The sequence below is a fragment of the Sphingobacterium sp. BN32 genome, from assembly GCF_030503615.1.
Taxonomy (GTDB): domain Bacteria; phylum Bacteroidota; class Bacteroidia; order Sphingobacteriales; family Sphingobacteriaceae; genus Sphingobacterium.
The window spans coordinates 4,023,651-4,048,466 of record NZ_CP129963.1 but is presented as its reverse complement, the minus strand read 5'-3'; the positions used below and the strand labels follow the sequence as shown (position 1 = coordinate 4,048,466).

The 24,816-nt window shown below is 39.8% G+C and carries 17 protein-coding genes and 2 pseudogenes; 10 read left to right on the top strand and 9 right to left on the bottom strand.

Annotation, left to right across the window (positions count from 1 at the left end):
• Window positions 1-112 precede the first annotated feature (112 nt).
• Window positions 113-688 carry a ferritin-like domain-containing protein gene (locus QYC40_RS17140; RefSeq protein WP_301991434.1) on the top strand — a complete coding sequence of 192 codons (576 nt, stop codon included), beginning with the start codon at window positions 113-115 and terminating at the stop codon, window positions 686-688.
• A gap of 727 nt (window positions 689-1,415) precedes the next feature.
• On the opposite strand, the gene QYC40_RS17135 is transcribed toward QYC40_RS17140, so the two are convergent.
• The 6 genes and pseudogenes from QYC40_RS17135 to QYC40_RS17110 form a co-directional block, all read right to left on the bottom strand.
• Window positions 1,416-2,561 (bottom strand): amine oxidase, encoded by a 1,146-nt coding sequence (locus tag QYC40_RS17135; RefSeq protein WP_301991432.1) that lies wholly within the window; start codon window positions 2,559-2,561, stop codon window positions 1,416-1,418.
• Complete coding sequence (glf, locus tag QYC40_RS17130) at window positions 2,551-3,648, bottom strand: UDP-galactopyranose mutase (protein WP_301991430.1); 1,098 nt, start codon at window positions 3,646-3,648, stop codon at window positions 2,551-2,553. Before glf ends, QYC40_RS17135 begins: the two co-directional genes overlap by 11 nt.
• Window positions 3,649-3,651: 3 nt before the next feature.
• A pseudogene (locus QYC40_RS17125) lies at window positions 3,652-4,104 on the bottom strand (glycosyltransferase); the annotation flags it as partial.
• 18 nt (window positions 4,105-4,122) lie between these two features.
• Window positions 4,123-4,458 carry a hypothetical protein gene (locus tag QYC40_RS17120; protein ID WP_301991429.1) on the bottom strand — a complete coding sequence of 112 codons (336 nt, stop codon included), beginning with the start codon at window positions 4,456-4,458 and terminating at the stop codon, window positions 4,123-4,125.
• A 617-nt stretch (window positions 4,459-5,075) separates the two neighbouring features.
• Window positions 5,076-5,639, bottom strand: a complete 564-nt coding sequence (locus tag QYC40_RS17115; RefSeq protein ID WP_301991428.1) for a hypothetical protein — start codon at window positions 5,637-5,639, stop codon at window positions 5,076-5,078.
• Window positions 5,640-5,905: 266 nt separating this feature from the next.
• Window positions 5,906-5,998, bottom strand: a pseudogene (locus tag QYC40_RS17110) (integrase core domain-containing protein); the annotation flags it as partial.
• Window positions 5,999-8,404: 2,406 nt separating this feature from the next.
• Here QYC40_RS17110 and QYC40_RS18595 point away from each other — a divergent pair.
• From QYC40_RS18595 to QYC40_RS17085, 6 genes are all read left to right on the top strand, one after another.
• Window positions 8,405-8,647, top strand: coding sequence for an ATP-binding protein (locus QYC40_RS18595; protein ID WP_367652296.1), 243 nt, complete (start codon window positions 8,405-8,407; stop codon window positions 8,645-8,647).
• Between the two features lie 65 nt (window positions 8,648-8,712).
• On the top strand, window positions 8,713-9,543 hold the full coding sequence (locus QYC40_RS17105) for an endonuclease/exonuclease/phosphatase family protein (protein ID WP_367652295.1): 831 nt from the start codon (window positions 8,713-8,715) through the stop codon (window positions 9,541-9,543).
• A gap of 6 nt (window positions 9,544-9,549) precedes the next feature.
• Window positions 9,550-9,696: a hypothetical protein gene (locus QYC40_RS17100; RefSeq protein ID WP_301991425.1), complete on the top strand. Its 147-nt coding sequence runs from the start codon at window positions 9,550-9,552 to the stop codon at window positions 9,694-9,696.
• Between the two features lie 92 nt (window positions 9,697-9,788).
• Window positions 9,789-10,919: a hybrid sensor histidine kinase/response regulator gene (locus QYC40_RS17095; RefSeq protein WP_301991424.1), complete on the top strand. Its 1,131-nt coding sequence runs from the start codon at window positions 9,789-9,791 to the stop codon at window positions 10,917-10,919.
• Window positions 10,920-10,969: 50 nt separating this feature from the next.
• The gene (locus QYC40_RS17090) at window positions 10,970-11,899 is read left to right on the top strand and encodes a UDP-glucuronic acid decarboxylase family protein (protein WP_301991423.1); all 930 of its coding nucleotides are present in this window, start codon (window positions 10,970-10,972) and stop codon (window positions 11,897-11,899) included.
• Between the two features lie 22 nt (window positions 11,900-11,921).
• Window positions 11,922-13,307: a nucleotide sugar dehydrogenase gene (locus tag QYC40_RS17085; RefSeq protein WP_301991422.1), complete on the top strand. Its 1,386-nt coding sequence runs from the start codon at window positions 11,922-11,924 to the stop codon at window positions 13,305-13,307.
• Window positions 13,308-14,289: 982 nt separating this feature from the next.
• Here the strand turns inward: QYC40_RS17085 and QYC40_RS17080 are convergent.
• Window positions 14,290-14,766, bottom strand: a complete 477-nt coding sequence (locus tag QYC40_RS17080) for an RNA polymerase sigma factor (RefSeq protein ID WP_301991421.1) — start codon at window positions 14,764-14,766, stop codon at window positions 14,290-14,292.
• A gap of 559 nt (window positions 14,767-15,325) precedes the next feature.
• Here QYC40_RS17080 and QYC40_RS17075 point away from each other — a divergent pair.
• The 3 genes from QYC40_RS17075 (at window position 15,326) to QYC40_RS17065 (ending at window position 19,393) form a co-directional block, all read left to right on the top strand.
• Entirely contained in the window at window positions 15,326-15,520 is a 195-nt protein-coding gene (locus tag QYC40_RS17075) for a cold-shock protein (RefSeq protein WP_301991420.1), read from the top strand.
• 1,641 nt (window positions 15,521-17,161) lie between these two features.
• The gene (locus QYC40_RS17070) at window positions 17,162-18,238 is read left to right on the top strand and encodes a sensor histidine kinase KdpD (RefSeq protein ID WP_301991419.1); all 1,077 of its coding nucleotides are present in this window, start codon (window positions 17,162-17,164) and stop codon (window positions 18,236-18,238) included.
• Between the two features lie 1,032 nt (window positions 18,239-19,270).
• Complete coding sequence (locus tag QYC40_RS17065; protein ID WP_260041133.1) at window positions 19,271-19,393, top strand: hypothetical protein; 123 nt, start codon at window positions 19,271-19,273, stop codon at window positions 19,391-19,393.
• Between the two features lie 456 nt (window positions 19,394-19,849).
• On the opposite strand, the gene QYC40_RS17060 is transcribed toward QYC40_RS17065, so the two are convergent.
• Window positions 19,850-21,346, bottom strand: coding sequence for a RagB/SusD family nutrient uptake outer membrane protein (locus QYC40_RS17060; RefSeq protein ID WP_301991418.1), 1,497 nt, complete (start codon window positions 21,344-21,346; stop codon window positions 19,850-19,852).
• A gap of 11 nt (window positions 21,347-21,357) precedes the next feature.
• Window positions 21,358-24,561 carry a TonB-dependent receptor gene (locus QYC40_RS17055; RefSeq protein ID WP_301991417.1) on the bottom strand — a complete coding sequence of 1,068 codons (3,204 nt, stop codon included), beginning with the start codon at window positions 24,559-24,561 and terminating at the stop codon, window positions 21,358-21,360.
• Window positions 24,562-24,816: the final 255 nt, after the last annotated feature.

Genomic DNA, 24,816 nt, shown 5'->3' with positions numbered 1-24,816 from the left:
TGCGGGAGTTAGCGTTCAGCGCAATAGGATGGTGTCCTCGGCAATAATTTCGTGTAGTTGCCAAACCATATATTAAAAAGTTTGTTATACAGAAAACATAAACATCTTAATTATGGCAACAACAACTAAAAAAGAAACGAAGAAAAATGAACAGCCGGCTTCTCAAAAGAAGGCAACGGTAAAAGCGAAAACGGACGCTGCAAAAGATCTTCAAGAATTATTCGAAGATGGGCTGAAAGATATTTTGTGGGCAGAGAAGGAATTAGTTAAAGCATTGCCTAAAATGGAGAAAAATGCCACATCGAAAAAGTTGAAAGATGCGATCACTGGACATCTGGAAGAGACCAAACAACATGTCGAGCGATTGCAAGAGGTTTTTAAATCGATCGGCGTGAAAGCTGAAACTGAGAAATGTGACGCCATGCAGGGACTCATCGAGGAAGGAAAGAGTATCATGGAAGAAACAGCGCCCGGGGAAGTACGTGATGCGGGAATAATTGCAGCTTCTCAAAAAATCGAGCACTATGAAATAGCTTCTTATGGAACACTGGCGGCCTTCGCAAAAGTCTTGAAACACGAAGATGCGCTCAAATTGTTATTGACCACGCTTAAGGAAGAGAAAGCGTGCGATGAAAGTTTAACATCACTCGCCGATACTAACTTGAATAGCAAGGCTGATAAAAAGTAGGTTAGACATAATTCAAAAGATGGCGGAATCTAGTTCCGCCATCTTGATGAATAATCTTTTTTGTCACTAGATTAAATTACCCAAGCCTAGTTCAAACTATAAATTACTTAGAATACCTATAGCATATGTGCTAGATAACCAACCGACTAATATGCGATGTAAATCAACAGCGTCCTTGTGTTAGTAATATAATATTGAAGGCGTAAATAGTTCAGTTAGTGTTGCCAAGATGGGTTCTTATTGTAAGCAGCAGTGGACTGTTGCCTCTCCATGTCCTCCTTGGCCCTCATTGAAATATCTAAAGCCTCAAACACATCAATTTCTTACCTAATCAATTTAGGAGCATCTCGTGAAAGCTGACACGTTTATATGACGAGCTATTTTTACAGTAGCAAACTACGCAACTTTGCGATTTTATCTAATGTTCTTCATTCCACGCCATCAGACAATATTATGCAATTAACTCATCTATTTTACTCCTTGTTCTATTCTTTTTGGGTTTTGTTAAACTGGTCATTTTTTGGCAGAACTACGCATCCACAGCCCTAAAATTTCATAAAAGGGGTATCCACCCGATCGGCGGAGGCTCCGCCGGATCCAATGGCCGGCCCCCGCTCAATTTACTTAATTTTACTTTGGTCTTTGCAGCCTCTAAAGGAATACTAAAAGCACATAGCTTTCCGATATATCGATTAAAATTTCTCATTGTCAAAATTAGTAGGCTGGATTAATCCGACGGTAAATATTTATTAACTGCATTATAAGTCTCCACATTCACAACACGTTCAAGTGTCGTCGGGTCGAATATGTCCCATATCCCACTCTTATGCCAAATCCCGGGAAAATCCCAATCGGGCCGATCGATTATAGGGTAGATACAAGTTCCCCATAAAGGAATTCCCGACGCTATAATTTTTGAACATTCGCGGCCTACCATTTTAATCCAATTTGGCCGATGCTCGTGAGGATGGCTTGTTTCAGTTAAAACAATGGGACTACCATAACGAAAATATACTTCCGTAATTAGTTCCTGTAAAGTTTTCCATTGCGGATGGGGCGGTAGCTCCCCCCATGGGAGGCACTCATGATTTTCTAATTTCCATTGATTGTTGAAATAAAAATTCAATCCTATCATATCGAGGTATTCCGGTTTCCCTCGCAACTCTGGACATATTTTGCCGCTTAACATGTCTAGGACCTGAAATTGCTCCTCGTGCGCTTTAAGTGCATTTAATACACTTTCGGGTTTTTGAGGTTCGCCCGGGACAATATTGATGAGCGGCTCAGTTGTCAATATTCTTACCGATGGATCTACGTAAAGCATACGTTCAATTCCTTCGATGTAAGCTTTCATCAATGCATATTTGACTTCCCATCCTTGAGCAGTACAATAGGGAGAGGTTCCTCGTGCATCTCCGCCTAACCAGGAAAGAAAGCTAACTTCATTAATCGGGGTAACAACTATTTCCCCATCAAAGGATAGGGTCCGGATATGTTTCACAAAATTTTCGCAAAGATGAGCAAATCTGCGAGCAAACATGGGGTGGAGTGGGGTTAGATCATCGGGGAACCCAAAATGGCATAAATCCCACACGATTTGTATATTCTTTTCTTCAGCAATTCCCAACATCCTATCCACTTCACACCAGTCATACTGATAAGCATTTCTTTCCACCACGCTCCACCTGATTCCTTCACGTACAGTTTTTATTTTCAGTCCTTCAAGCATTCGGTAATCTTGAGCAAGAAACCCTTCATGCTGAGTTAATTTATAAAAATCCACCCGATTGCCGAATGCATTAAGGTGGTCGGCACATTCAAAGCCAGCCATCCGGAAAGAGCGAAACGGATTGCCCTTATAATTATTGTTCATTTAACCTCTCCAATTTTTTAGCAAGTGCCAGGGATTGTGCAACCACCTGATCCATATTGTAATATTTGTAAGATGCAAGTCTCCCTGTAAAATAAACATTCGGCACTTCAGCAGCCAATTTTTTATATCTATCGTATAATTCCTGGTTCTCCCTACGAGGTATGGGATAGTAGGGGTCTCCTTCCGCAGAAGAATATTCGAATACGATGGTCGTTTTATCATGCTTTTGACCCGTGAGGTGTTTAAATTCAGAAATTCTTGTGTAAAGGTTATTCAGCGGATAATTGACAGTTCCGGTTGTCTGGTATTTTTCCACGTCTAGGGTCTGGAATTCAAAATTCAAAGAACGATAAGGCAGTTTCCCGTATTTAAAGTCGAAGAAAGAATCTATTGGACCGGTATATATAAGATTTTTGTACTGGATTACATCTATTAGATCTCTGTAGTCTGTTTGCAGCATGATGCTTATCCTTTCATGTGATAACATTCTACGAAACATTTCCGTATAACCGTTCAGGGGCATTGCTTGAAAGGTGTCGGTGAAATACCGGTCATCGGTATTAGTACGTGTGGGAACCCTTGCCGTAACGGAAGCATCAAGTTCGGCAGGTTCCATATCCCATTGTTTCTTTGTATAGCCACGAAAAAACTTTTCAAAGAGTTCATGTCCGACAACGTTCACTACAACATCTTCTGAAGTGCGTACAGGGCTTCTTTTTTCAGCTTTTGAAGCTAAAAAATCCTCTACTTCTAAAGCACTTAGGTTCAATCCATAAAGCTTGTTTATGGTGGTTAGGTTGATCGGTATGGGTACAAGCTGACCGTCTACGCTAGCTAATACTCGATGTTCATAAGGGCGCCATGCTGTAAATCGGGATAAATACTTAAAAACTTCGGCTGAATTAGTGTGGAAAATATGGGGTCCGTATTTGTGTATTAAGATTCCAGCTTCATTATAAAAATCATATGCATTGCCTGCAATATGGTCGCGTTTGTCAACGATCAAAATTTTATAGCCAGCATTCGCAAGGCGCTCAGCAAGTACGGATCCAGCAAATCCACAGCCCACGATTAAATAGTCATACATATATTAAGATTTAATTTTTGAGAGTTTACGTATCTCTAAGTTCATTTTCTCGAAAGTTTTGTCCCACGACATATTTCCTAAAAATTTCTCCACTTGTTTTTTCCACTTATAATTATCTTTTAGATGGAGTATGCTTTCTCCATGCTCTATGAATTGATGGCAATCATAGGAAATATAGACAAGATTTTCATTCCCATAGGGATTTACCACGTCCGTTATAGGGGTGGAGATTACTGGTAGGCCAGCCGCGAGATATTCCGGCGTCTTTGTAGGGCTGATGAACCTAGTGGATTCATTTAGTGCAAATAGTATTAATGCAACGTCCCAATGAGCTATGTAATCCGGGAGCTCACCATAGGACTTCCCTCCTAAATAGTGGATATTCTCTCCTCTAGGTAACTCTTCCTCATTAATTTTCACAATGGGACCAATTATAATAAAATGCCAATCTGGGCGGCGATGTGATACTTCTTTTCATAATTCAATGTCAAATCTTTCGTCAACAACACCGTAAAATCCGAAACGAGGATGGGGTATATGCTGTTGGTCTAGGGGTTCTTCACAAGGTTGTTTTGCTTTTGCGAAATGCTCCATATCTATACTGCTCGGAAAACAGTGTATGTTATGATGACGGTGCTTTTTCGCCTGGAATAGAGAATTTCCTCCTGTGAAAACTACATCCGCATATCTGAATAACTCCTCTTCCAGTTCAAGCAACTTCGCAGGAGCAAATCTAAAGGCACTTAACTCATCCATAGAATCAAAAATGGTTATGTCGGGTTTCAATTCCCGCGTAAATTCAAGTGCCATAGGAGTATAATACCAGCAATCATAAAAGTTGATGTCATTTTCTCTTAGGAAATTTTTTAATAGATTAGAGGTCAATGAGGGGCTGAACCCTCTACTTTCATCAAACAAAATTTTAACTATACATATATCGCCCTTCATTATCTTATGTATATCATCGCAATGATGAGGTCGTGGCTCTTCAAAATAATATAGTTTATAAATTTTAGCGAATCTTGATAGTAAATGTTGAGGTCTCTGATAGACAAACTCCCAGTTCAGATGACTAAAGCATAATAAATTTTTCATACAAAGTTTTACATATACGCGACTAATTACTTTACTCACCGCATTTCTGAGCATAGATATAATTTAATTAAACCTGATGTTTATAAGTTCAAAACTACGAACCAAAAAAATAAGTTTGAATTTGCCGCTTGGACATCAGACATCTCAATTAAAACTAGCAAGTAATTGCGAAGAGTAATGCCAGACATAGATCGGTTCAAGAAAGAAGTTAGCGCTTTAAAATTAGTTAAGAGTTAGCAAGTTGCATATTTTTAGCTATGCCCAAAGTTAGTTCCGCCACTGCATGCTGTATGGGCCTAGGTTTTTAAGATGCCCTTTATTCACGCTTTCCACTATGGATACGATGCCCCCAGTTTGGCGCTAAGTCCTACAAAAAGGTTTCTTAGCCTGTCTACAAAGGAATCTACTTCTAAGTTTATAACCTCGTTTCTTCCATAATAATGTGCTTTAACAATTTTTCTTTCTCTGTTCGCTGGAAAGGTTTGGCTGACCATATTCTTAAAGAAATGCTTTGTCCCATCATCGTGCTCAGAATTTGGGTCGGAGCTAGGTCTGACCGTTATACTAAGTAATTCATCTTCTGCAGAAGATGTTTCACTGATCTGTTTTATTTGAGCATAATCGTAACCCCCTGTACTATTCAGACCAGGTTCCGGAATATCAATTTTTATATAATCTCCTTCCTCGGGCAATACAAATATCGGGTTGCCAAAAATATCTAGATGTTCAAAGGTAGAGGACCGAACCTCAGCGATTTTATGCCAATTGTTAATATTTAAAAGTCTCCTTTTGGCCTCCAAAAAGAAGTTCTGGGCAGCTATTTCATTGTCGAGCTCCACTGGATCTTCAATATCCATTTTTTTGCCCTGAGAATGGTCTAGTATGTTTTTTTGCATATATCTTTTGAATATAACAGGTATAGGCTGAAATAGTTGTGAAAATGATAAGATATTTTAGTATTTTTAGTAATATACATTTTTAGTGGGCTTAGCAGGAAAGAAGTGTTGTTTTACTCAATAGAGTCAATTGCTTTCCGAGTTGTCCAATTTTTAATTCATCAATTATAACATGCTGCCGGCATCGCATCGTATTCCATCAGTGTCTTTCCTTCCAATGATTCATTTGGTCGCGATCCTGAATCCATTCTTCGGCAAGTATTTGTAAAGAGGTAGGCATCAAGGATGCTTTCTCGAAACGTGCGGTTGAAACGTTCAATGTAACCGTTTTGCATGAGCCTGCCTGGTTGAATGTACTGTTTTTTCTGTTAGTGACCTCTTGGAAGTTAAAGATCAGAAACCATACCCTACAATGACCATCACTAATAGTGAACAAGCGAATTCCATCTCGAAACGGGAATGTCATAGCGGAAATAGAAGCGGAGGAGCTAGCTGTGAATGTGAAAAATTAAGCCCCACCCCTTATACAAAAGTTGGGCTAATAAACATAAACTACTGAGTGTGCCTATCAAAAAGTTGATAGAACGCAAAATTAAGGATTTATTTGAAAACGAAGAAAGCCCACCGTCTATTGACGCTAGGCTTCATTAACAAACCTTTAAATTTTATGTAAATTTAGCAAATTCTTGTTTAACGTGGTATGCCGAAATGGTGAATAAAATCTTTTTAGAGCAAAATGGTATAGCATTTTTAGAGCATTAAACCATGCCGTGGGAACAAGTCATAATGCAAATGTTGATTTGCCCGGATAAAACGTTATTGTTCTTTTGGGGAGGTCAAGCGTAAATAAGAAACGCGAGAAAAATGTTACACAGAGAAGCATAGCGTTAATGTACCATTAGACTTCAATTCAATATATCATTACCGCATGGATATTTCAAAAAGGAGGCCTAGCGAACAGTGCGCTAGGCTCGTGTTAGTTGTTTTGAAGAAGTTTATTAAGAATAATAAAATAATATCTAAAAACAAAAACTCGCGGCTATGAGTGGATTGGTTAGTAAGAGAGGCCTACTCTGGAAGACGTCTTTTTCTGTCCGGATTGCCAGTGGAGATCTTTTCCGTTATTTTGATGCGTATTGCTTAAAGGAAGAACATCCGTCTTCAATTTTAAGATTGTAATCTAAATTACGCTAATATATCCAAGTGCTCTATTATTCCCGCAGTACCTCAATTCTTGGAAAATTTAATTTTTGTTGGATTTCGGTTTAGCATGACATACGCCTACAATATTCAGTAATTACTGCTAATTTTATACAACCACTGTAGATCTAGGGCTCTCCATCTATAATTGATCTCGGCACGATAGGTTGTTATTCTCGTCGGTTCATCTGTTTGAATTGTTATCCCTGATAATCTTAATTCCGTCTTTCGGTTTTCAATGATCTTCCAATAACATACAAAAGGTTGTCAAATATTAAAAATACGGGCGAGTCAACTCTCGCCTTATGTGGTAGTATCATTCAAAGTTTGTTGAGCGAGTTTGCGATGCCCACATCGTTGTAAGCCCTTTAACGCTTTATAACATTTCCAACACCAGTAGCCTACTTAAGGCTACTCTAAAAATATTCATAAAAAAATACGTTCAACTTGAGGTTATTTCTATTTTTCTTTATCTTGCGTGGTATTAGTTAGTGTGTGTGGGCTCATAGCCTCCCAGGTTATTGGGCCCTTTTTAGTCTAGCATACCTACATTTGCTAGGCTAATTTTATATGGAGATTCCGCTTAGTACCTTTAATGTTTTATTCAGTGTTTAATTCGTGAGTTTTGTTTACTTCGCTTTTTTGTTTTTTAACACACTTATTTAACAAATAATTTATGGATTTTTAGCTTTAATTTAATCCTTTGTTTATATTTTTGATTACCTTAAATATCACATTAACACGGAACGTAGGTTAGGTCTCCCTAGGCCGATTAATTATTTTACTAAACCCTAATCATCGGTGGTTAGGGTTCGTTTTAATCGGTGTAATTATTATATTTGAGATAGGATTTCAATGATATGTTAAGTAACTGGCTCAGCGCATTCAAACGCTGGGCTTTTTTTTAGAATTTTTGTTATATTTAAACAAACATTGTTTTCGAAGAGCAATGTTTCCATTCAGCCTGACGTTCCGCTGTTCCTCAGGCATTATTTCAATTGACGGCCCTGTCGCTCCATTATTTGTTTCCTATCTGGGTAACCCTTCTTTCATCACGGCACATCAATAAAATAGCTTGATTAGTGACTCTATAGTTTTCACAGGTAGAGTTTTTATATAGTGTGGGTTAGACTTTTTTGTTTGACATTAGTTTGGTATATTTATAATGAATTTCAGAGGTTAATTAATAAGCCTGGCGTCTAAACAACGTCGGGTTTTTTTATTTCTATATTTTTTCTGATCTTGTATTCTTAATAAATGATTTGGAGCCGAATTGGCGCCCGGTTTAAATGGCTCATAAGAGCCTAGTGTTTTCTACGCTAGGCTTTTTTATTTCATTATTTAATTCTACATTTATTCTACCATTGCACATGGCCAATGTTGATTGGTACGTTTTACTCGCCTGACGATCGCAGTTCGTCAGGCAATTTTCTGTTCTTCTTTGTTTTAACTATAGCAAGTATTCTTTCTATTGTGTTCGTTTTCAAAGGGGCATTCGTCTGATCATCTTTTAATATAATTCAAATTTTGAGCTAAGTTATTGGCAGCCGTGATTTGAAGTGCGGATGCGCCGTGTGGGCGCTCAAACTGCAATTTTTGGACCTTTGTTTTATAGCCTCACTATAATTTATGCCTTAGAACCAATATTTGATCGTTTTTACAAAGTAGATGAAAGGTACCATGGATCAGGATTGGGGCTAGCCATCTGCCGCAGTATCGTAAACCAAATGGATGGCCGAATATGGGTCGAATCTACGGAAGGTGAGGGCGCAACTTTTTTTATAGAAATTCCCATAGCAAATGTTTAAACAAGATAACTGGTAATTGAACTCATGGGAACAAACGTAAAACGTGTGGTGCTCTTGGCGATTCTTTGCGTCTCATCGATTTCTTGGTTAGCATTCTTTGTGCCCCCGGAGACGTTCGTTTTTTTCACGTATTGGCATTTCTGATTCCCTTTCTTCTGCTAACTGGGTTTTCTTTAGGAGTTTTCGGAATAATCAAAAAGGATAAGTGGTTAACTTTCTTTTCATGCCTTGCTTTTTTAGGAAATATATATTATATACCCTTCATATGGCAACCTTACCGCCAGTCGTTGACAGATCCCAGCCCGGCAGACCTTCGTATCATTACATATAACGTTGCAAAGTTTCAGATGAAACATAATATGCCCTCATTAATGCATATTTCCGATTTTTTGATCGAAAATAACCCACAAATAATTTGTCCTCAAGAGGTGTCCGATGAGCAAACGATTCGTCTGTTACAGAAGATGACTAAAATGCCCTATCTAGCGGTGTGTGAAGGAATACCTCATGATCAGCGCTTGGCGGTACTTTCACAGCATCCTTTAGCTAAACATCGCACTTTGCATTTTCCTGGGCGTCCGCATTTAGCGCAACTGGTTGATATCATATTGCCTAACAGACGGGTTCGTTTGATGAATTGTCACCTGCAGACCACTAATATAAATCAAGTAAAGAAGAGTAAAAACATGGGGTTGCTTCAAGGTGTTAAACTGATATTGAAAAATGCTAAAATCCGGGGGGAGCAAGCTGAGATGCTTCAAAAAGAATTGAGTATTCATGCTGTAAATATTATTTGTGGCGATTTTAATGTCCCACCCATTTCATATTCTTATTCACGATTAAAGGGGCTGAAAGATGCGTTTAAGACAGCGGGGATCGGATATGGGTATACCTAAAGGTACATGATGAAGTTTTTTCGAATCGACTATGTTTTTTATGATGAGGAACACTTCAAAGCGTTAAGATATCGTACAGAAAATTTTGAGTATAGTGACCATTTGCCCGTCGTGGTCGATATGAAATATAAAGTTAGCGATGATAAACAGTAAGGTTAGCGATTGTGCCTTTAAAATGTTTAAAATAAAGGTATCTTTACATATATTGTTTGCTTTGGGAGTTTTAGGAAAGGAGTTTAAAGACCATGAACATACAGTTAAACCAGTTTAATATACTGGTCGCCGAAGACAATCCAATACATTCCCTGATCTTAGAAAATATTTTGCGAATGCAAGGCTATGGTGTGTTATTAGCGGATCGCTTCGATAAAGCGTTTTCTATTCTATCAAAAGACCATGTTGATTTAATTCTGATGGATGTCATCATGGGCGATATGTCGGGTTTTGATATCGTGAAAAGTATTATGGAAACACCCGAGTATCAGGATATTCCAGTTATATTTATCACTTCATTGGAAAGTACGGAGGACATTATAAGAGGATTCGATGCTGGTGCCGTTGATTATATTAGGAAACCCTTCGAGCCGCAAATTCTTCTTCGACGGGTTAGACAGCAAATTAATTTGTTGTATCAACGTAAAATTATAGAGGAACAGAAAAAGTCTTTAGAGGCTGCTATAGCTAGCAGAGACCAAATTTATGCGATCATATCTCACGATTTACGTACCCCCATTGCTTCGCTGAAGATGATCTTAAATATCCTTTCCCTTCAAGAAGTTCACAAGGATCAGGAATCCTTGCGTCAAATGGTATACTCCGGTAATGATATTGCTGAACAGTTGTTTTCGCTTCTGGACAACCTGCTTAAGTGGACCAAATCGCGTTTGGGTATGCTAAGTTTCGTTCCTCAATTCGTTCAATTCGATGAAGTAATTTTTGGAGTTGTTGAGGTATTGAGGCCCAGTGCGCTGCTGAAAGATATAACAATTGAGACGTGTATCGAATCGTGCATTACGATATATTTCGACACAGATATTCTAAAAAGTGTTATACGCAACTTGCTTATAAACGCTTTAAAATTTAGCCATAAAGGCTCTTCGGTAAAGATTTTGCTTTATTCCGAGGGAAGTTGTGCTGTGATGGAAGTTGTCGATACGGGCATAGGAATGGATGAAAGTATTCAAAAGTCTATTCGCGAATCTCTGCCGTCTGGCTCTAGGCCGGGTACAGCAAATGAGCAGGGTTCCGGACTGGGTTTGTGGATCGTCAAGCAGTTTGTGCAGGGTAAAGAAGGCGAGTTCTTCTTCGAATCTGTTGAAAATGAGGGTTCCAAATTTGGATTGCGAATACCAAAATTGGACCGAAAAGAGCTGTAATTATATTTTCAATAATACTTTCAATGATAAGATCAAGAAAAAGAGTACTTGTGACGGGGGGAGCAGGATTTATCGGTTCGCATCTCTGTGAGGAACTGTTAAAACGGAATTGCGAAGTTTTATGTTTGGATAATTTTTTTACAGGATCCAAAGCAAATATAGTTCATCTCCAAGAAAAGAAATACTTTGAAGTCATCCGACATGACGTTATTGAACCGTTTTTAGCGGAAGTAGATCAGATTTTTAACCTCGCATGTCCAGCCAGTCCAATTCACTATCAATTTAATCCCATTAAAACGATCAAGACTTCTGTTGCCGGTGCAATCAATATGCTTGGCCTTGCCAAACGAGTGAAGGCTCGGATTCTGCAAGCGTCCACCAGTGAAGTATATGGCGACCCCCAGCAACATCCTCAAAAAGAGGGCTACTGGGGACATGTGAACCCCGTGGGAATTCGATCCTGCTACGATGAAGGGAAGCGTTGTGCCGAAACACTGTTTATGGATTATCATCGGCAGCATCAGCTCGATATCAAGATTGTACGCATATTTAATACATACGGTCCTCGGATGCATCCTCAGGATGGGAGAGTTGTGTCGAATTTTATAGTTCAGGCACTGCTTGATCGCGATATCACCTTGTACGGGGATGGACTCCAAACTCGTAGTTTTCAATATGTTGATGATTTGATTACCGGGTTAATCGCTATGATGGAAAGTCCTCAGGGATTTATCGGGCCAATTAATATAGGCAACCCTTGCGAATTTACCATTTTAGAGCTCGCAGAAATGATTATTCAACTCACCGGATCTAAATCAAAAATAAAGTTCTTGCCCTTGCCACAAGACGATCCTAGACAAAGGAAGCCGGATATTGATTTGGCGAAAACGGAGTTGAATTGGCAACCCGAAATTCAACTTGAAGATGGATTATCAAAGACTATCGCATACTTCGAGACTCAATTAAGGGAAAATTTTTAATTTTGAATTACTGTAATATTTTATGAAACTTAATATTAAGAAGATATGCTGTATCGGCGCCGGCTACGTGGGCGGCCCCACTATGGCGGTAATAGCAGATAAATGTCCCGAAATCCAAGTAACATTGGTCGACTTAAACGCTGAAAGAATAGCAGCGTGGAATTCGGCGGATTTGGGGGAACTGCCCATCTATGAGCCAGGTCTCTCAGAAATTATAGAACGGACTCGTCACAAAAACCTGTTTTTCTCCACCGAGGTGGACAAGGCAATTGAGGAAGCGGAGATGATTTTCATTTCTGTAAACACGCCGACAAAAAATTACGGTGTTGGGAAGGGAATGGCAGCGGATTTAAAATATATTGAACTTTGTGCTCGTCAAATCGCTAGGGTATCCAAATCTGACAAAATTGTGGTCGAAAAGTCTACCATCCCTGTGCGCACTGCCGCCACGATTAAAAGTATTCTTGAAGATGCCGAGGGCGGACTTGAATTTCACGTCCTTTCCAATCCCGAATTTCTTGCAGAAGGCAGCGCTATTAAGGATTTGATAGATCCGGACAGAATTCTTATCGGCGGAGAAAGTGGTGAAGCAATAGAAGCGCTCAAAGATATCTATCAACGATGGGTAAATCCGGACAAAATCTTAACCACAAATCTTTGGTCGTCTGAACTGTCCAAGCTTACAGCCAATGCATTTCTTGCTCAACGTGTATCTTCGATTAATGCGATATCAGAGCTTTGTGAAAAAACAGGTGCGAATGTCGATGAAGTTGCCACAGCAATAGGAATGGACTCCCGCATTGGATCAAAATTTCTTAAAGCGTCGGTCGGTTTCGGAGGCTCTTGCTTCCAAAAAGATATTCTAAATCTCGTTTATATAGCACGTACTTATAACCTAACTGAGGTTGCCGATTATTGGGAACAGGTGATCCTAATGAACGATCATCAAAAATCTAGATTCGCAAAGCATATAGTAAATACATTATTCAACACCGTGAATGGGAAAAGGATAGCCATGTTGGGGTGGGCATTTAAGAAAGACACCAATGATACTAGAGAATCTGCTGCAATATATATTGCTGACCATTTGTTGACCGAAATGGCTCAGCTTGCAGTGTATGACCCTAAGGTGTCGGCTTCCAAAATTTATCAGGACATAGATGCAATATCCACACGATCCTCTGAGGAAAATAGGGATTTATTATCCGTTCACCTTAACCCCTATGAGGCGTGCAGAGGTGCTCACGCCGTAGCAATATTAACTGAGTGGGATGAATTTAAGGAGATTGATTGGCAAACCATAAAGGATAATATGCTTAACCCCGCATTTCTATTCGACGGTCGGAGACTGTTAGATCGAAGGGAGATGGAAAATCTTGGGTTTAAGTATTATACGCTAGGCGAATAGCGTCATAAACAGATCAACGCTAATGAAAATTCACTGCTAAAATTTCTAAAACCAACTGGCAAGTTAATGTTTGATGTCTGCTATAATGGGCGATTTTCAATTCAAGAGTTCTATAAGCCTCAGTAATCTCTTAATCTTATAGAACTCGGCTTGCAATTAACGGCTAAATCAAATTTCTCTACACTGCCCGCATATCTTTATCCTCTTGGTCAGTTCCTAAAATTGCTACAAGTAATAAGTAGTATCCCTGTCTAATCCTAATTATGCTGTGCTCTTTTACATTTACAACTTGGATGAAAAAATGATAATAATAAGGGTAAACCGTTTTAATTGATGTTTTTACGCACTTTCGTTTTCCTGTTGTGACTGTCCTTAAAATAGTACAAATTGTAGCGGTAAAAATGTGCATAGCGGGTGGTCTTAATGTCCTCTAGATCATTTCGGATCAAAACTGGAGCCCTGACCGCTGTAATAATTGAAAATCTTATATATCCCTCAAAAAAGTGATATCTAATATTTCGAATTTGACCTCGCAGTTCTGATTAAGGCGAGTATTACGCTCTTCGTTTCGTAGTTTTGGCGATATGAGCTTCAAAGAATGGTTGTTCTGCCAAATCGCATCATAGTTGAAATCCTTCCAAGGAAACCTATAATATCTCCATAGTGAGATAATGAAAAATAAATGGTTATAAGCAAATGAGGGGGGATTTAAATGCAGATGATCCTAGAGAAGGGGGTGTAATGGACGTACTGATTTTTTAAGAAAATCCGACTCCTAAAAGGAGTCAAAGTTTTACTTCTATGTTACCATGCTGTTCAAAATAAACATCGATTATAGCTGGAGCTATACGATCGTGAAAAGGGGTCATCTAGCGTTTTCCGAAAGTATTAGAGCCCCTAGAGGTAGTTGAACGATGTGATATGGAGGTGAATGGTGATTTATAAAAATGGCGGGTTTAGGAATTTAATGTCTACCCCATGGTCAGTAGTTTAACTTATATTCTTTTAGCTTATTTTGAAGACCTTTTCTTGCCGCGTGAATCCTCGTTTTGATGGTCCCTTCGGGAATATTGAAGTATTGGGCGATCTCATGATATTTGTATCCTTCAAAGTGCATTATGAACGGTTTGTAGTAGATTTCAGGTAAACTTTCTAAAGCGTTTTGAATCTCTTCCTGGATAAACATTCTTTCTCCATTATTCGAAACCGATGCGTTGTTGATGTTTTGAGTAGCCTTGGCGTGGTCCATATACTTTAAAACTAGAGAGTTTCTTCTGCAGTCGTTTAAGAACGTATTTTTCATAATCGTATACATCCATCCTAGCACGTTGGTTTCCTTTACAAATTTTGAGCGATATTTATAGACCTTCAATAAGGTGTTTTGAACTAAATCTTCGGCGTCATCTTCGTTTTTGGTAAACTTGTTTGCGTAACGCAAGAGCGCAGAGGAATGTACCATTACTTGGTTTTTTATGAAATCGGTGCTCATCTCTAAAGGATTATAAAATAAAAAATCTAAATTATCTTTAGTAAAAACTATGAGTTGAATTTGTGGCTAGCGATGAAGCCTCGCGCTAACACTAGCCATAAATTCTTAAGGTTGTAATACTAGAGTAATAGCAAGGGGTGTGCCAAAGGAAAAATATAGGTGTAGAACGAAAAGGAGGTAAAATTATTCAATTTGTTAGAAGGGCATTAACAGAATACTTTAGACTGTTATACTCGACTCGTTGAATAACAGTAGTTAATTTTTAAGGTAAAATGAATATAAGGGAATTGTCATATTTGAGATAGAGAATGAAGGAAATAGGAATATTTATCGTTAAATTGCATTAAAATTTTTACATGGATGTAAAGACGTGGCTGGATTAGAACACGTCTAAAAATTTCGTCTGTAGCCCTCCTACTGTTTTTATTGGTTTATAAGTTCTTGACAGAAGCGTCTTAGCATCGCAGATGAGTCGGTAGATGCTCGAATTTGTAAGGTTGGTTGTTTAGATTTTATTAATTGATTACAAATGAAAAAGGGACGAGTTAAGTTTTTTAGCGGAGAAAAGGGATATGGATTTATCATTCCTTCCGATGGTGAGAAAGATGTTTTCTTTGCCAGACAGGACGCGGATTATGTTTTCCAAGCCGGGGATCAAGTAACCTACGAACTAGCCTTGGGAAGAAGAGGGGTTTGGGCTGTTGAGGTTCGACTTCAAAAGTAGCTGGGAATTTTACAGCAATTTTCAAAGTACATTAATTAGGGCTGCTTTTCGTTTAAAAGAGCAATCCTTATCAATTAAGATCTTCTATACCATCAGGACGTAATGCTTTTATATATCGTTAATTATTTGACCTATTATCCGTAGAGATGATAACTGAATATCTTATACTTAACCGAGCACCAGAAAAATCGTTTATATTCGCGTGATGTGTCTTAATTATTGTGAACTTATATTAAGTCTCTCATACCGCTATATACTGTCGTTAAAGTCGCCAAAACGCTGTTAGAGATTGGGTTTACAACCTGCCATAAGGAACTGGCCTTTCCGGTTTTTGTTCCCTCAGATTATGATAAAATCCTCCTAGGAACCCTTTTGGAGCCTTTAGGAGAACAACTTAGTCCCGAATTCCATGTAATGTACACAATCGACGGAAAAGAATGGTATCTTAAGGCCACCAATAAGGCAGAATTTCTGGGGATTTACCCATTCTTTTATCAACCATTAAATTAAATAGTTCAAGAAGATCATTCCTAAATTAATGGTTTTCTTGACGGGACTTGTTAAGATAGTAGATTTATTGAAATGATGTTTTTTTCAGTAGAATACCTTATTGCTTTGCTCATCGCCGGCAATTTGTTGACGGCATTGCTACACTTATATGAGATTTTGATACAGAAAAAGGAATTTTTCTCTACGAGGGTTTTGATGCTTAAAGGTAGCCTTTCTATATGCAGCATCTTGGCGACTGTGGTGCTCGTTGCCACGAGCTTATTTAGCTCAAAATCGTTATCTGGTTGGAGCTTGGTAGTCGGTCTTTTGTGGAGTGGCATGTGTGGGTGCCTTGCGCTAAAGTGGCTAAATGACATCAGAGGGATCTACCTTCAATGTCTGCCAACACTTTTAATCATTTTGGCAGAGCTTTCCCTGCTGATCGGTGAGAACTTGGCGTAAATCGTCCCTCTTTCTTCAGAATGCCTCCTGGTTCAGATAATTTTCTTTTATGTGGTCAACTCATTATCGTAAACGTTCATAAAATCTTATACAGAGAAAGTAAGTTGGATAATTACGCTCAACGACGATGGCAATTTTCCTGGAGCGAGTGGAGGGCCTTATTTACCATTCTGTAAGATTTCAAAAAGTTAGGGCTAACCGAATAACAACTTTTATAAGCTTTGATTGTTATTTAAAAACAATACGATGAAGCAAGAAGTACAGGTTTCGCATCACTTGGTATTTTTTCGTGCTTCGCAAGCATGGAAAGCAGGTTATTGCAAACTGGCCCTCTAAGGCGTAATATCTTAGTCGATGTATATCATGAAATGATTTTTCAATGATAGATAATGGGTTAGGGCAAGTACGATTTGCTACCTATGGGGATTTGTCCGAGGGTATCATCTAGCAATCGGCGCGAGGCGTCATCTTCATTCCTAAATATCCATGCCTCTATTGCACATCGTTTGTAGTAATGGGTAACTCAATACTTTGTTTTAAAAGCGATTAGCATGGTGCCTCAGAGGAAGGTGTCAACACATTGTTATTTATCAATACCTCAATGCCAAGCAACTTAAACCTGATGATTAGGCGAATCTAGAATTAATAATTTGTAACAAAAATTAACGCTTTACACTCAAATAATATAACATGAAGAATCACGCATTCAACCCCATCGCACCCTTAACTGGCAACGACTCGTATATGATTTTTTCTTTCGATCGAGTGACTTTAAGGTTTGGTTATATGAATCCCCTTTTTCAACAATTTTTTGGATCTTCAACCTCCCAGAGTGGGTTCGGTGCGTTTGTAAATGAGCTTCATGAGGAAGATAGAGCATTGCTTGAATCGCTATTACGATTTGGGAATGACAAGTCCATTGAAGGACTTGTATTGAGGAGAATCAAGTTTGGACAAATTAGTTATTTGAAATGTAATTTTTATCCTATTCTAGACACCTCTCAGGTGTTTGCGCTGGCGCAGGATATAAGTGATATCTTGGAAGCCAACAATGTCGTACTTAAACATAATGCTCAGAAAAACGCTATTTTAACTATATTGAGCCACGATGTAGTCGGTGCGCTTTCCACGGCAAGCACGCTAATTGATTTTGCATATGGTAAAGCAAGTTCGCAAGAGATACCTAAGGTGCAAGAGATACTTAGCGTAGTACAACAGATATGTAAAAGTAACATCCAGATGATTCGTTCGTTTTTACAGAAGGAATTTCTGACTTCTTTAAGTGTGCCGGTGGTAAGCGTTCGAAATGATATAGTGGATAGTCTGAGAAAACTGGTAGAGCAATATAAGGTAATGAAAACCCAACTTGGTGTGGACGTTATTTTTTATAGTAATCAAGATCAGATATTTCTACAAGTCGATCGCGAGAAGCTAATACAGGTAGTCAATAACCTTATTTCTAATGCGTTGAAGTTTACTCCAAAAGGAGGGAGCATTAGCGTCTCTGCTGTTGAAACAGATCGGGCAATTGAACTAAAAATACAGGACACTGGCGTGGGCATTCCGGATCATATGAAACATGATATTTTTTCAAAATTTAGTGCTGCCAGGCGAGAAGGATTACATGGGGAAAAACCCAATGGAATTGGACTATGGGTTATCAAAACCATGGTAGAGTGGCTGGGGGCTGAAATTAGTTTTCAGAGTAAAGAAGGTTGTGGGACAACGTTTGTCGTTTCTTTTTTAAAAGAGGGTAGGCCGCGCTAATGGAAAGTCGACAGGTACTAATCTATTAATCATCTCAAAGAGTTGAATGGCATTAACTGTGGCTAACGAGATGTCGGGCTTTGATATAATTTAATAAAACACTCCTGCTATTATTAAATGAAAAAATTACTTCAGGGAAGATGAGGGATGTTACTTTGATGTGCAGCGCGATGATAGAGATAGTACTGGTAAATTAGACATTCCATGTGAGGAGGCTGAAAAAGTCGGCTTTTCAATTGGGAAAACAAGGGGCGGAAAATAACAGATTTCTGTTTCCTTCTTCGTATCCTAAAGTAGGTTTTAACGGACATCAGGATGCCTTTAACCCGGCAAAAAAGAAAATGTTCCGTATCGTAGGAACGAAAAAAACGGAGCCTATAATGTAGGGCATTGCTAGGATAATTCCTTATAGCCGGGGTAAATATACATCTCTTTGTGTTTACGGTTACTAGCTTCCCAGAAGTAGAATTTAGCTAGGGAAGCGCTGTTGTACACCATCATTTAAGTAAGATTTCAGCTCCGTCGTTAGTTCGAATAGATTTACATGTTCAGGCAATGCTTGTTGCCTTTGACGGGCTGTCCAGAGGGCAACGTACGGAGAGATCGGAAGCTATCCGCGCCAGGGGCATAACGGCACCTGAAATGCAAACCAACGCTTTATTATTTCCCTACCAGCCATAACAATGCGAAATGGAATAACCCTAGGGGTACATGAAGTAGGTGAAAGCACCGATTCAGGCAGAGAACTTTTAAAAAAGAGCTAGGGAACGTCTCGGACTTTCGGCTCGCGCTTTTGATCGGATCTTGAAACAACGCGCACCATAGCTAATCTAGACAGTCCTGTTCAGATCTTAATCTGTATCCGCTGCGACCACAGCCGATCCGCCATTACGTTGGACATATCCCTCTCATGCCCGTAAAGCTTGCCGAAAATATCCTTGGTCATATCCATCATATGCCCTCATCTGCTGTCATCGTCATGTTCTTTGGTGGGTTAAAACGAGACGCTTTCACCCGTATAATCAGGTCCCCTTGGAACGCGTAGAGCCGACCGATGGAGCAGTAGGGCCGTTCTGGGCTATCCATGAAGACTTTGTGCTGACGGATTCATCTGGTTTGGCAAACTTTGGGTATGCGCAGCATCGATTTAATTAATCCCTTCGCTATTTGTCAGAAAACGCATGTTGACAAACTACATCAACACAATCCCACGCGGGAAGTGAAGCGCGAAGACATGGCTGTACGAGGTCAATCCGTGAAATACATCCACCAGGTGTAGCTATGCGTACGCATAAAAGGACTGTTGTTTCGTATATCATAGGGTATCAAAAAGGATTATCAGACTGATCACTTCATGCGGGCAGAGCCCAGCGGCACGGTTGGGCATGCCTAATTTTCTCTCCACAATTAGCCTTTGGTCAATGATCGGCCGCATTTCTTTACAAAAAAGATCAATGCTCTCAAGGGTTTATATTTCCTCATCTCGAAGGATAAGGCTTGATTCTTAACTGTATTAATCTGATTGTAACCTAATTAAATACAAGAATCAAGCCTTTTTTTGCCTTATAAACTCTTTATTATCCAGAGTTCAGGTTGAGTACATTTTTATCGTTAGTACCCCTCGTTTTGTTCCAGGTTGGGATTCTTAATGATCTCTTCCTGAGCTATAGGATAATACTGATGGAAAGGCTTCACTTTTGCTGCGCCAACAGGGTTATCGACCGCGACAGATTTTGCGGCCTCCACTAATTTTCCCCAACGGTTTAAATCGAATCTCCTTTGAAATTCCCCCACAAACTCGATGGCTCTTTCGTTAAATATCTTACTGGTAATTTCAGCTCGGGTCGTGCTAGCCGCTAATTCAGGCAGACCGGCTCGAACCCTGATCATATTCATCCATCGAATACTTTCGGCAGTGTTTCCAAGTTCGTTTTCAGCTTCGCTGAGCATGAGAAGCACGTCGGCATAACGAAGAAGATAAAGGTTTTTTCCCGATGACTGCCCATTGGCATTTAAATCCCAAAATTTGCTGCCAAACCAAGGGTATCCAGGCTTAGGGAATCTGGTGAACTTTTGGTCTCTAAATCCGAAACCTAGCACGATGTCCTTACGCTTATCGCCCGGCTCGAACATGGATACCAGTTTTGCGGTGGGTAAAAAGACGTTCCAACCGTCGACAACCAGATTGCCAAAATCTACCCCGGCGTAGGTCCTTTTTCCGGCGTCACGTTGTGGAATATAATAAGATATCTGGGAATGAGTGCGCGTGTTTGTGTTGGAAGTCGGTTCCCTTAAATATTGAATCTCAAAGATGGATTCCTTATTATTCTTAAACCCAGTGTTCACGTCAAAGAGTTGATCGTAATTTGTCATTAGCGAATAACTGCCGGAATTAACGACCTTCAAAGCGGTGGCCTTAGCATTTTTCCAATCTTTCCCAAATAGATAAACCTTTGCAAGTAAAGCTTGCGCAGCACCTTTGGTTACCCTGCCTATATCAGACGATGGATAGGAGAGGGGAAGTCCCATTTCAGCCTCAGTAAGATCCTGAATAATTTGAGCTCTTACATCTGCTAAGCTGCTTCTGCTGAGCGATGAAACGGCGTTGATATCAATTTCCTGTGTCCATAGCGGTACGCCGCCAAACGTGTTGGACAAGTTGAAATAATAGAGTGCCCTGAGGAATTTGGCCTCCGATAAGATTCTTTGTTTTATTGTGTTATCAATTTCAGCAACTGCGACACGACTGATCACCAGGTTAGCATTCTTTATTCCTGAATATGCATTAAGCCAAAGACTCCCGGTTCCGTTACTGCCTGATCCGAACTCGTAGTTCTGGACTGCAGAATTCACGTCATTTGAATAAGCAACGTCCGTTCCCAAATCGACCATGCGCCAATAATCTGGTGAACTGTAAATGCTGTATAGCGTTTGGTACACCCCATTGACAGCTTGAATACATTGAGTTTCATTGGTAAAGAAATCATCTGGATTAATAAAAGTCTTCGCCTCTTCTTCCAATGATTTTTCACAGCTTGTGAAACTGGCACTCGATAATAGAATAGCTAAGAATGCCCCGGTTCTGTATAATTTAGATGTTATTTTCATCTTATATTTCATTAAAGTGTTAAGTTAACGCCGAATGTAACCACTCTTCCGTTTGGATAATTTCCGTTGTCGTTAGCAATCAAGGTAGAACTTCCGCCACTGGTGTTCACCTCAGGGTCAAAACCGCGGTATTTTGTCCATAGAAATAAATTGGTACCACTGGCGAATATATCCATATCCTTGATGATTTTCGGAAGTATCACCCCACCTAGAGCGTATCTGATTTGAGCAGACTTGAATCGGATGAAAGAGGCATCCTGTAGTAGCCTGGTGCTCGCGATGTTGTCCCTTGATTCAACTTTTGGAATATCAGAAGTTGGGTTTTCAGGAGACCAGCGGTCGATTATGTACTTGAATTGGTTAGAATACGAGGTGCCCGTTCCGTTAAAAAATTCCATCGCGTTGTACATCTTAGCACCCTGATTGAACTGAAAGAATACGTCTAGCGACAATCTTTTATAAGCGAATGTACTTCCCACCCCACCGAAAAGTTTCGGGTTAGCCTGACCTAGGTAATGGTAGTCGTTTACGTTTAGTTGACCATCAGCGCTATAATCCTTGTATTTTGGTCCTCCCGGAAGGTAATGACTGTTGTGCGAGACAAACTCTCGGTCTTGAGCAGGCTTCGCCAGCTCAGCATCGATTTCCTGTTGTGTTTTCCAAGTTCCGGCATATTCTAGACCGAAATTTGCTCCAATTGGATATCCTTTCTCTAGGTAACTGGTGGTCACGCCGTACCCAATGCCAGCATCCAAAAAGACTTTGCTAAGGGGACCGATATCGGTTACTTTCTGACTGTTGGTGGAAACATTCACGTTGGCCTGCCAAGAGAAATCTCCTTTGCGAAGCACTTCGCCCGAAACAGAGAAGTCAAATCCCTTGTTTTGCGATTTTCCAAGGTTTATCAGTCTGGAGGTGTATCCGGTTTGAGAAGGCAACTGAACGGTTAGCAGTAAATCGCGGCTGGTCATATCGTAATAATCTGCCGTTAAATTAATTCTGCCATTAAAAAAATGGACGTCCAGTCCGGCATCAAATTGCGCTGTAGTTTCCCAGCTTAAATCTTTATTAGATAGGTTCCCCTGGGTGTAGCCTAAGGTCTGCTGTCCCCCAAAGATATAGGAGTTGGTGGTCGAAGGAAGCGAGGCTAGCGATTGGTAGTTGGCGATTCCTTGATTTCCAGAGATACCGTAACTAGCGCGGATCGCAAGTTCTGAAATTGTTCCGTTTAGATTGGATTCCAAAAAGAAAGGTTCTTGAGAAATGCGCCATTTAGCAGCCCCGGAAGGGAACATTCCCCATTTCTTTCCTTGGGCAAAGTTGGAGGCACCATCGGCCCGGCCGGTAAGCGTAAAATAATACTTTCCAGCATAATTGTAATTTACTCTTCCAAGAAATGACACGATAGTGTTTTCATCCAGATGGGATGCTAACCCACGGAATTGCTGCTCGGCCAGCCCTAGATTGTTATACTGGGTAATATCATTGGTTAAGTTACTTCCAGAACCATATAGCCGATTGATACTTTTGGTCTGGTAACTTGCACCAGCCAAAAGATCCAGAGTATGCTCTTCGAAGGATCTCTTGAAATTCAGCGTATTTTCATTAATCAAACCCAGCGTGTTGTAGATGTCGGAATTGGCAGATCCGAATAGACGATTATTGAAAATATTTTGAGGCATATCCGTAGGACTGTAGTAATCTCCCCGCTGGTTGATGAAATTTACTCCTAGAGTGGATTTCACTTTCAAATCTTTGAGAACCTCAATTTCTAAGTATGCATTGGACAATATGTTGTTGATTGCTCTTTGATTCTTTACTTTATCCAGAACCGCTACGGGATTGTTGATATGTCCACCGGTATACCAAATCGGATTGTAGGTCTCATAAGAACCATCTTCTTTATAAATAGGCATCGTAGGAGGAAGGAAGATATACGAGGTAGACCAGCCCGTATTGGTGCCAAAATTCAAGCTGCTGATTCTATGCTGCTCTCTACTGATATTGGTGCTTACACCCATATTAATTCGGTTCCCGAATTTCTTGGTCAAGTTTATTCTTCCCTGATACCTTTTAAACCCTGTGTTTTTAATAATCCCTTTCTGGTCTAATAGATTGGCAGAAACGAAATAGGTATATCCCCGGTCACCGCCTTCTCCGCCCGATGCTGATGCATCATAGCTCGCGAATGGAGCCGTTTGGGTAACCGCATCAATCCAGTCAGTCCCTTCTCCGATCTGATTGATCAACGAGTCGACATTGGGGTAGAGAGGAGGTTTATTGCCATATACCAGAGCCTCATTAATAAATTCTGCAAATTCTCGGGCATTCATTAAGTCCAATTTTCTGGGTAGCTGTGAAAAGCCCTGATTGGTCGAAAAGCGTACAATATCTTTACCGGCAACACCTTTCTTTGTGGTTACCAGGATTACACCATTTGAAGCTCTAGAACCATAGATCGCTGTTGTGGAGGCATCCTTGAGGATGTTTATGCTTTCAATGTCGCTTGGATTAATGGAATTTAAACTGGTACCACTTGGATCCACAATCCCGTCAATTACATAGATCGGTTCATTGGTCGCCGTAATAGATCTAGAACCACGGATTCTAATGGTCGTAGGTGCGCCAGGCGCTCCATTGGTAGACTTTACATCCACCCCAGATGCCTGGCCCTGAAGTAGCTGGTCAATTCGAGTTGCCGGAGCGTTTTCAAATTGTTTAGTTGAAATGGTACTGGTAGAACCTGTAACATCGGTCTTTTTGGAAGTACCGTATCCAACTACTACCACCTCGTCAATTTTGTCATTGTCTGAAGCAAGGGTAAAATTATGGCGTTCATTTGTATTCGAGGTAACCCGAATGCTCATTTCTTGAGTAATATAGCCGATAGAGCTTACTTTAATTATATGAAGTCCGGTAGGTACGTCGGTACTGTATTTCCCTTGATCGTCGGTAGAGGTTGTAATTCCACGATCACTGATGCTGACGGTAACACCTGCAATAGGTGTCCCTGATTCATCTAAAATGGTTCCTGAAATTCTGCCTCTTTCTTGTTGCGGGGCATTTAGAGCGGCTTTGATTGAAGGAAATGTTGCTGGACCTATTAAGTGTGTCTCTACCGCGTAAGAAGAATTAATGCAGGGTAATTGCATTAAAAAGCAAAAGCCTGCAGCGTATGAAACATGTGCAACACCCTTTTTTAAGTTTATAAACATGTAAAAATATTTTATCAATTTCACGGATTGAAGTTGTAATCGAATTGTTAAGGTTGATTCTTGGCCGGTATATCCCTTCGGTATAGGAATCCTCCAGCATGTATCATATAAAATCTGAGTTAGTACTCGTTATTGCGTCACGATTGTTCTATGCTATCCCTCCCTTCTTTAGTATGTTTTTCAGATGCCGAAAATAAATAAGGTTTATTAAGTAAATATTAAGGAATTATTTTAAATTAATGAATCATTCGAAGC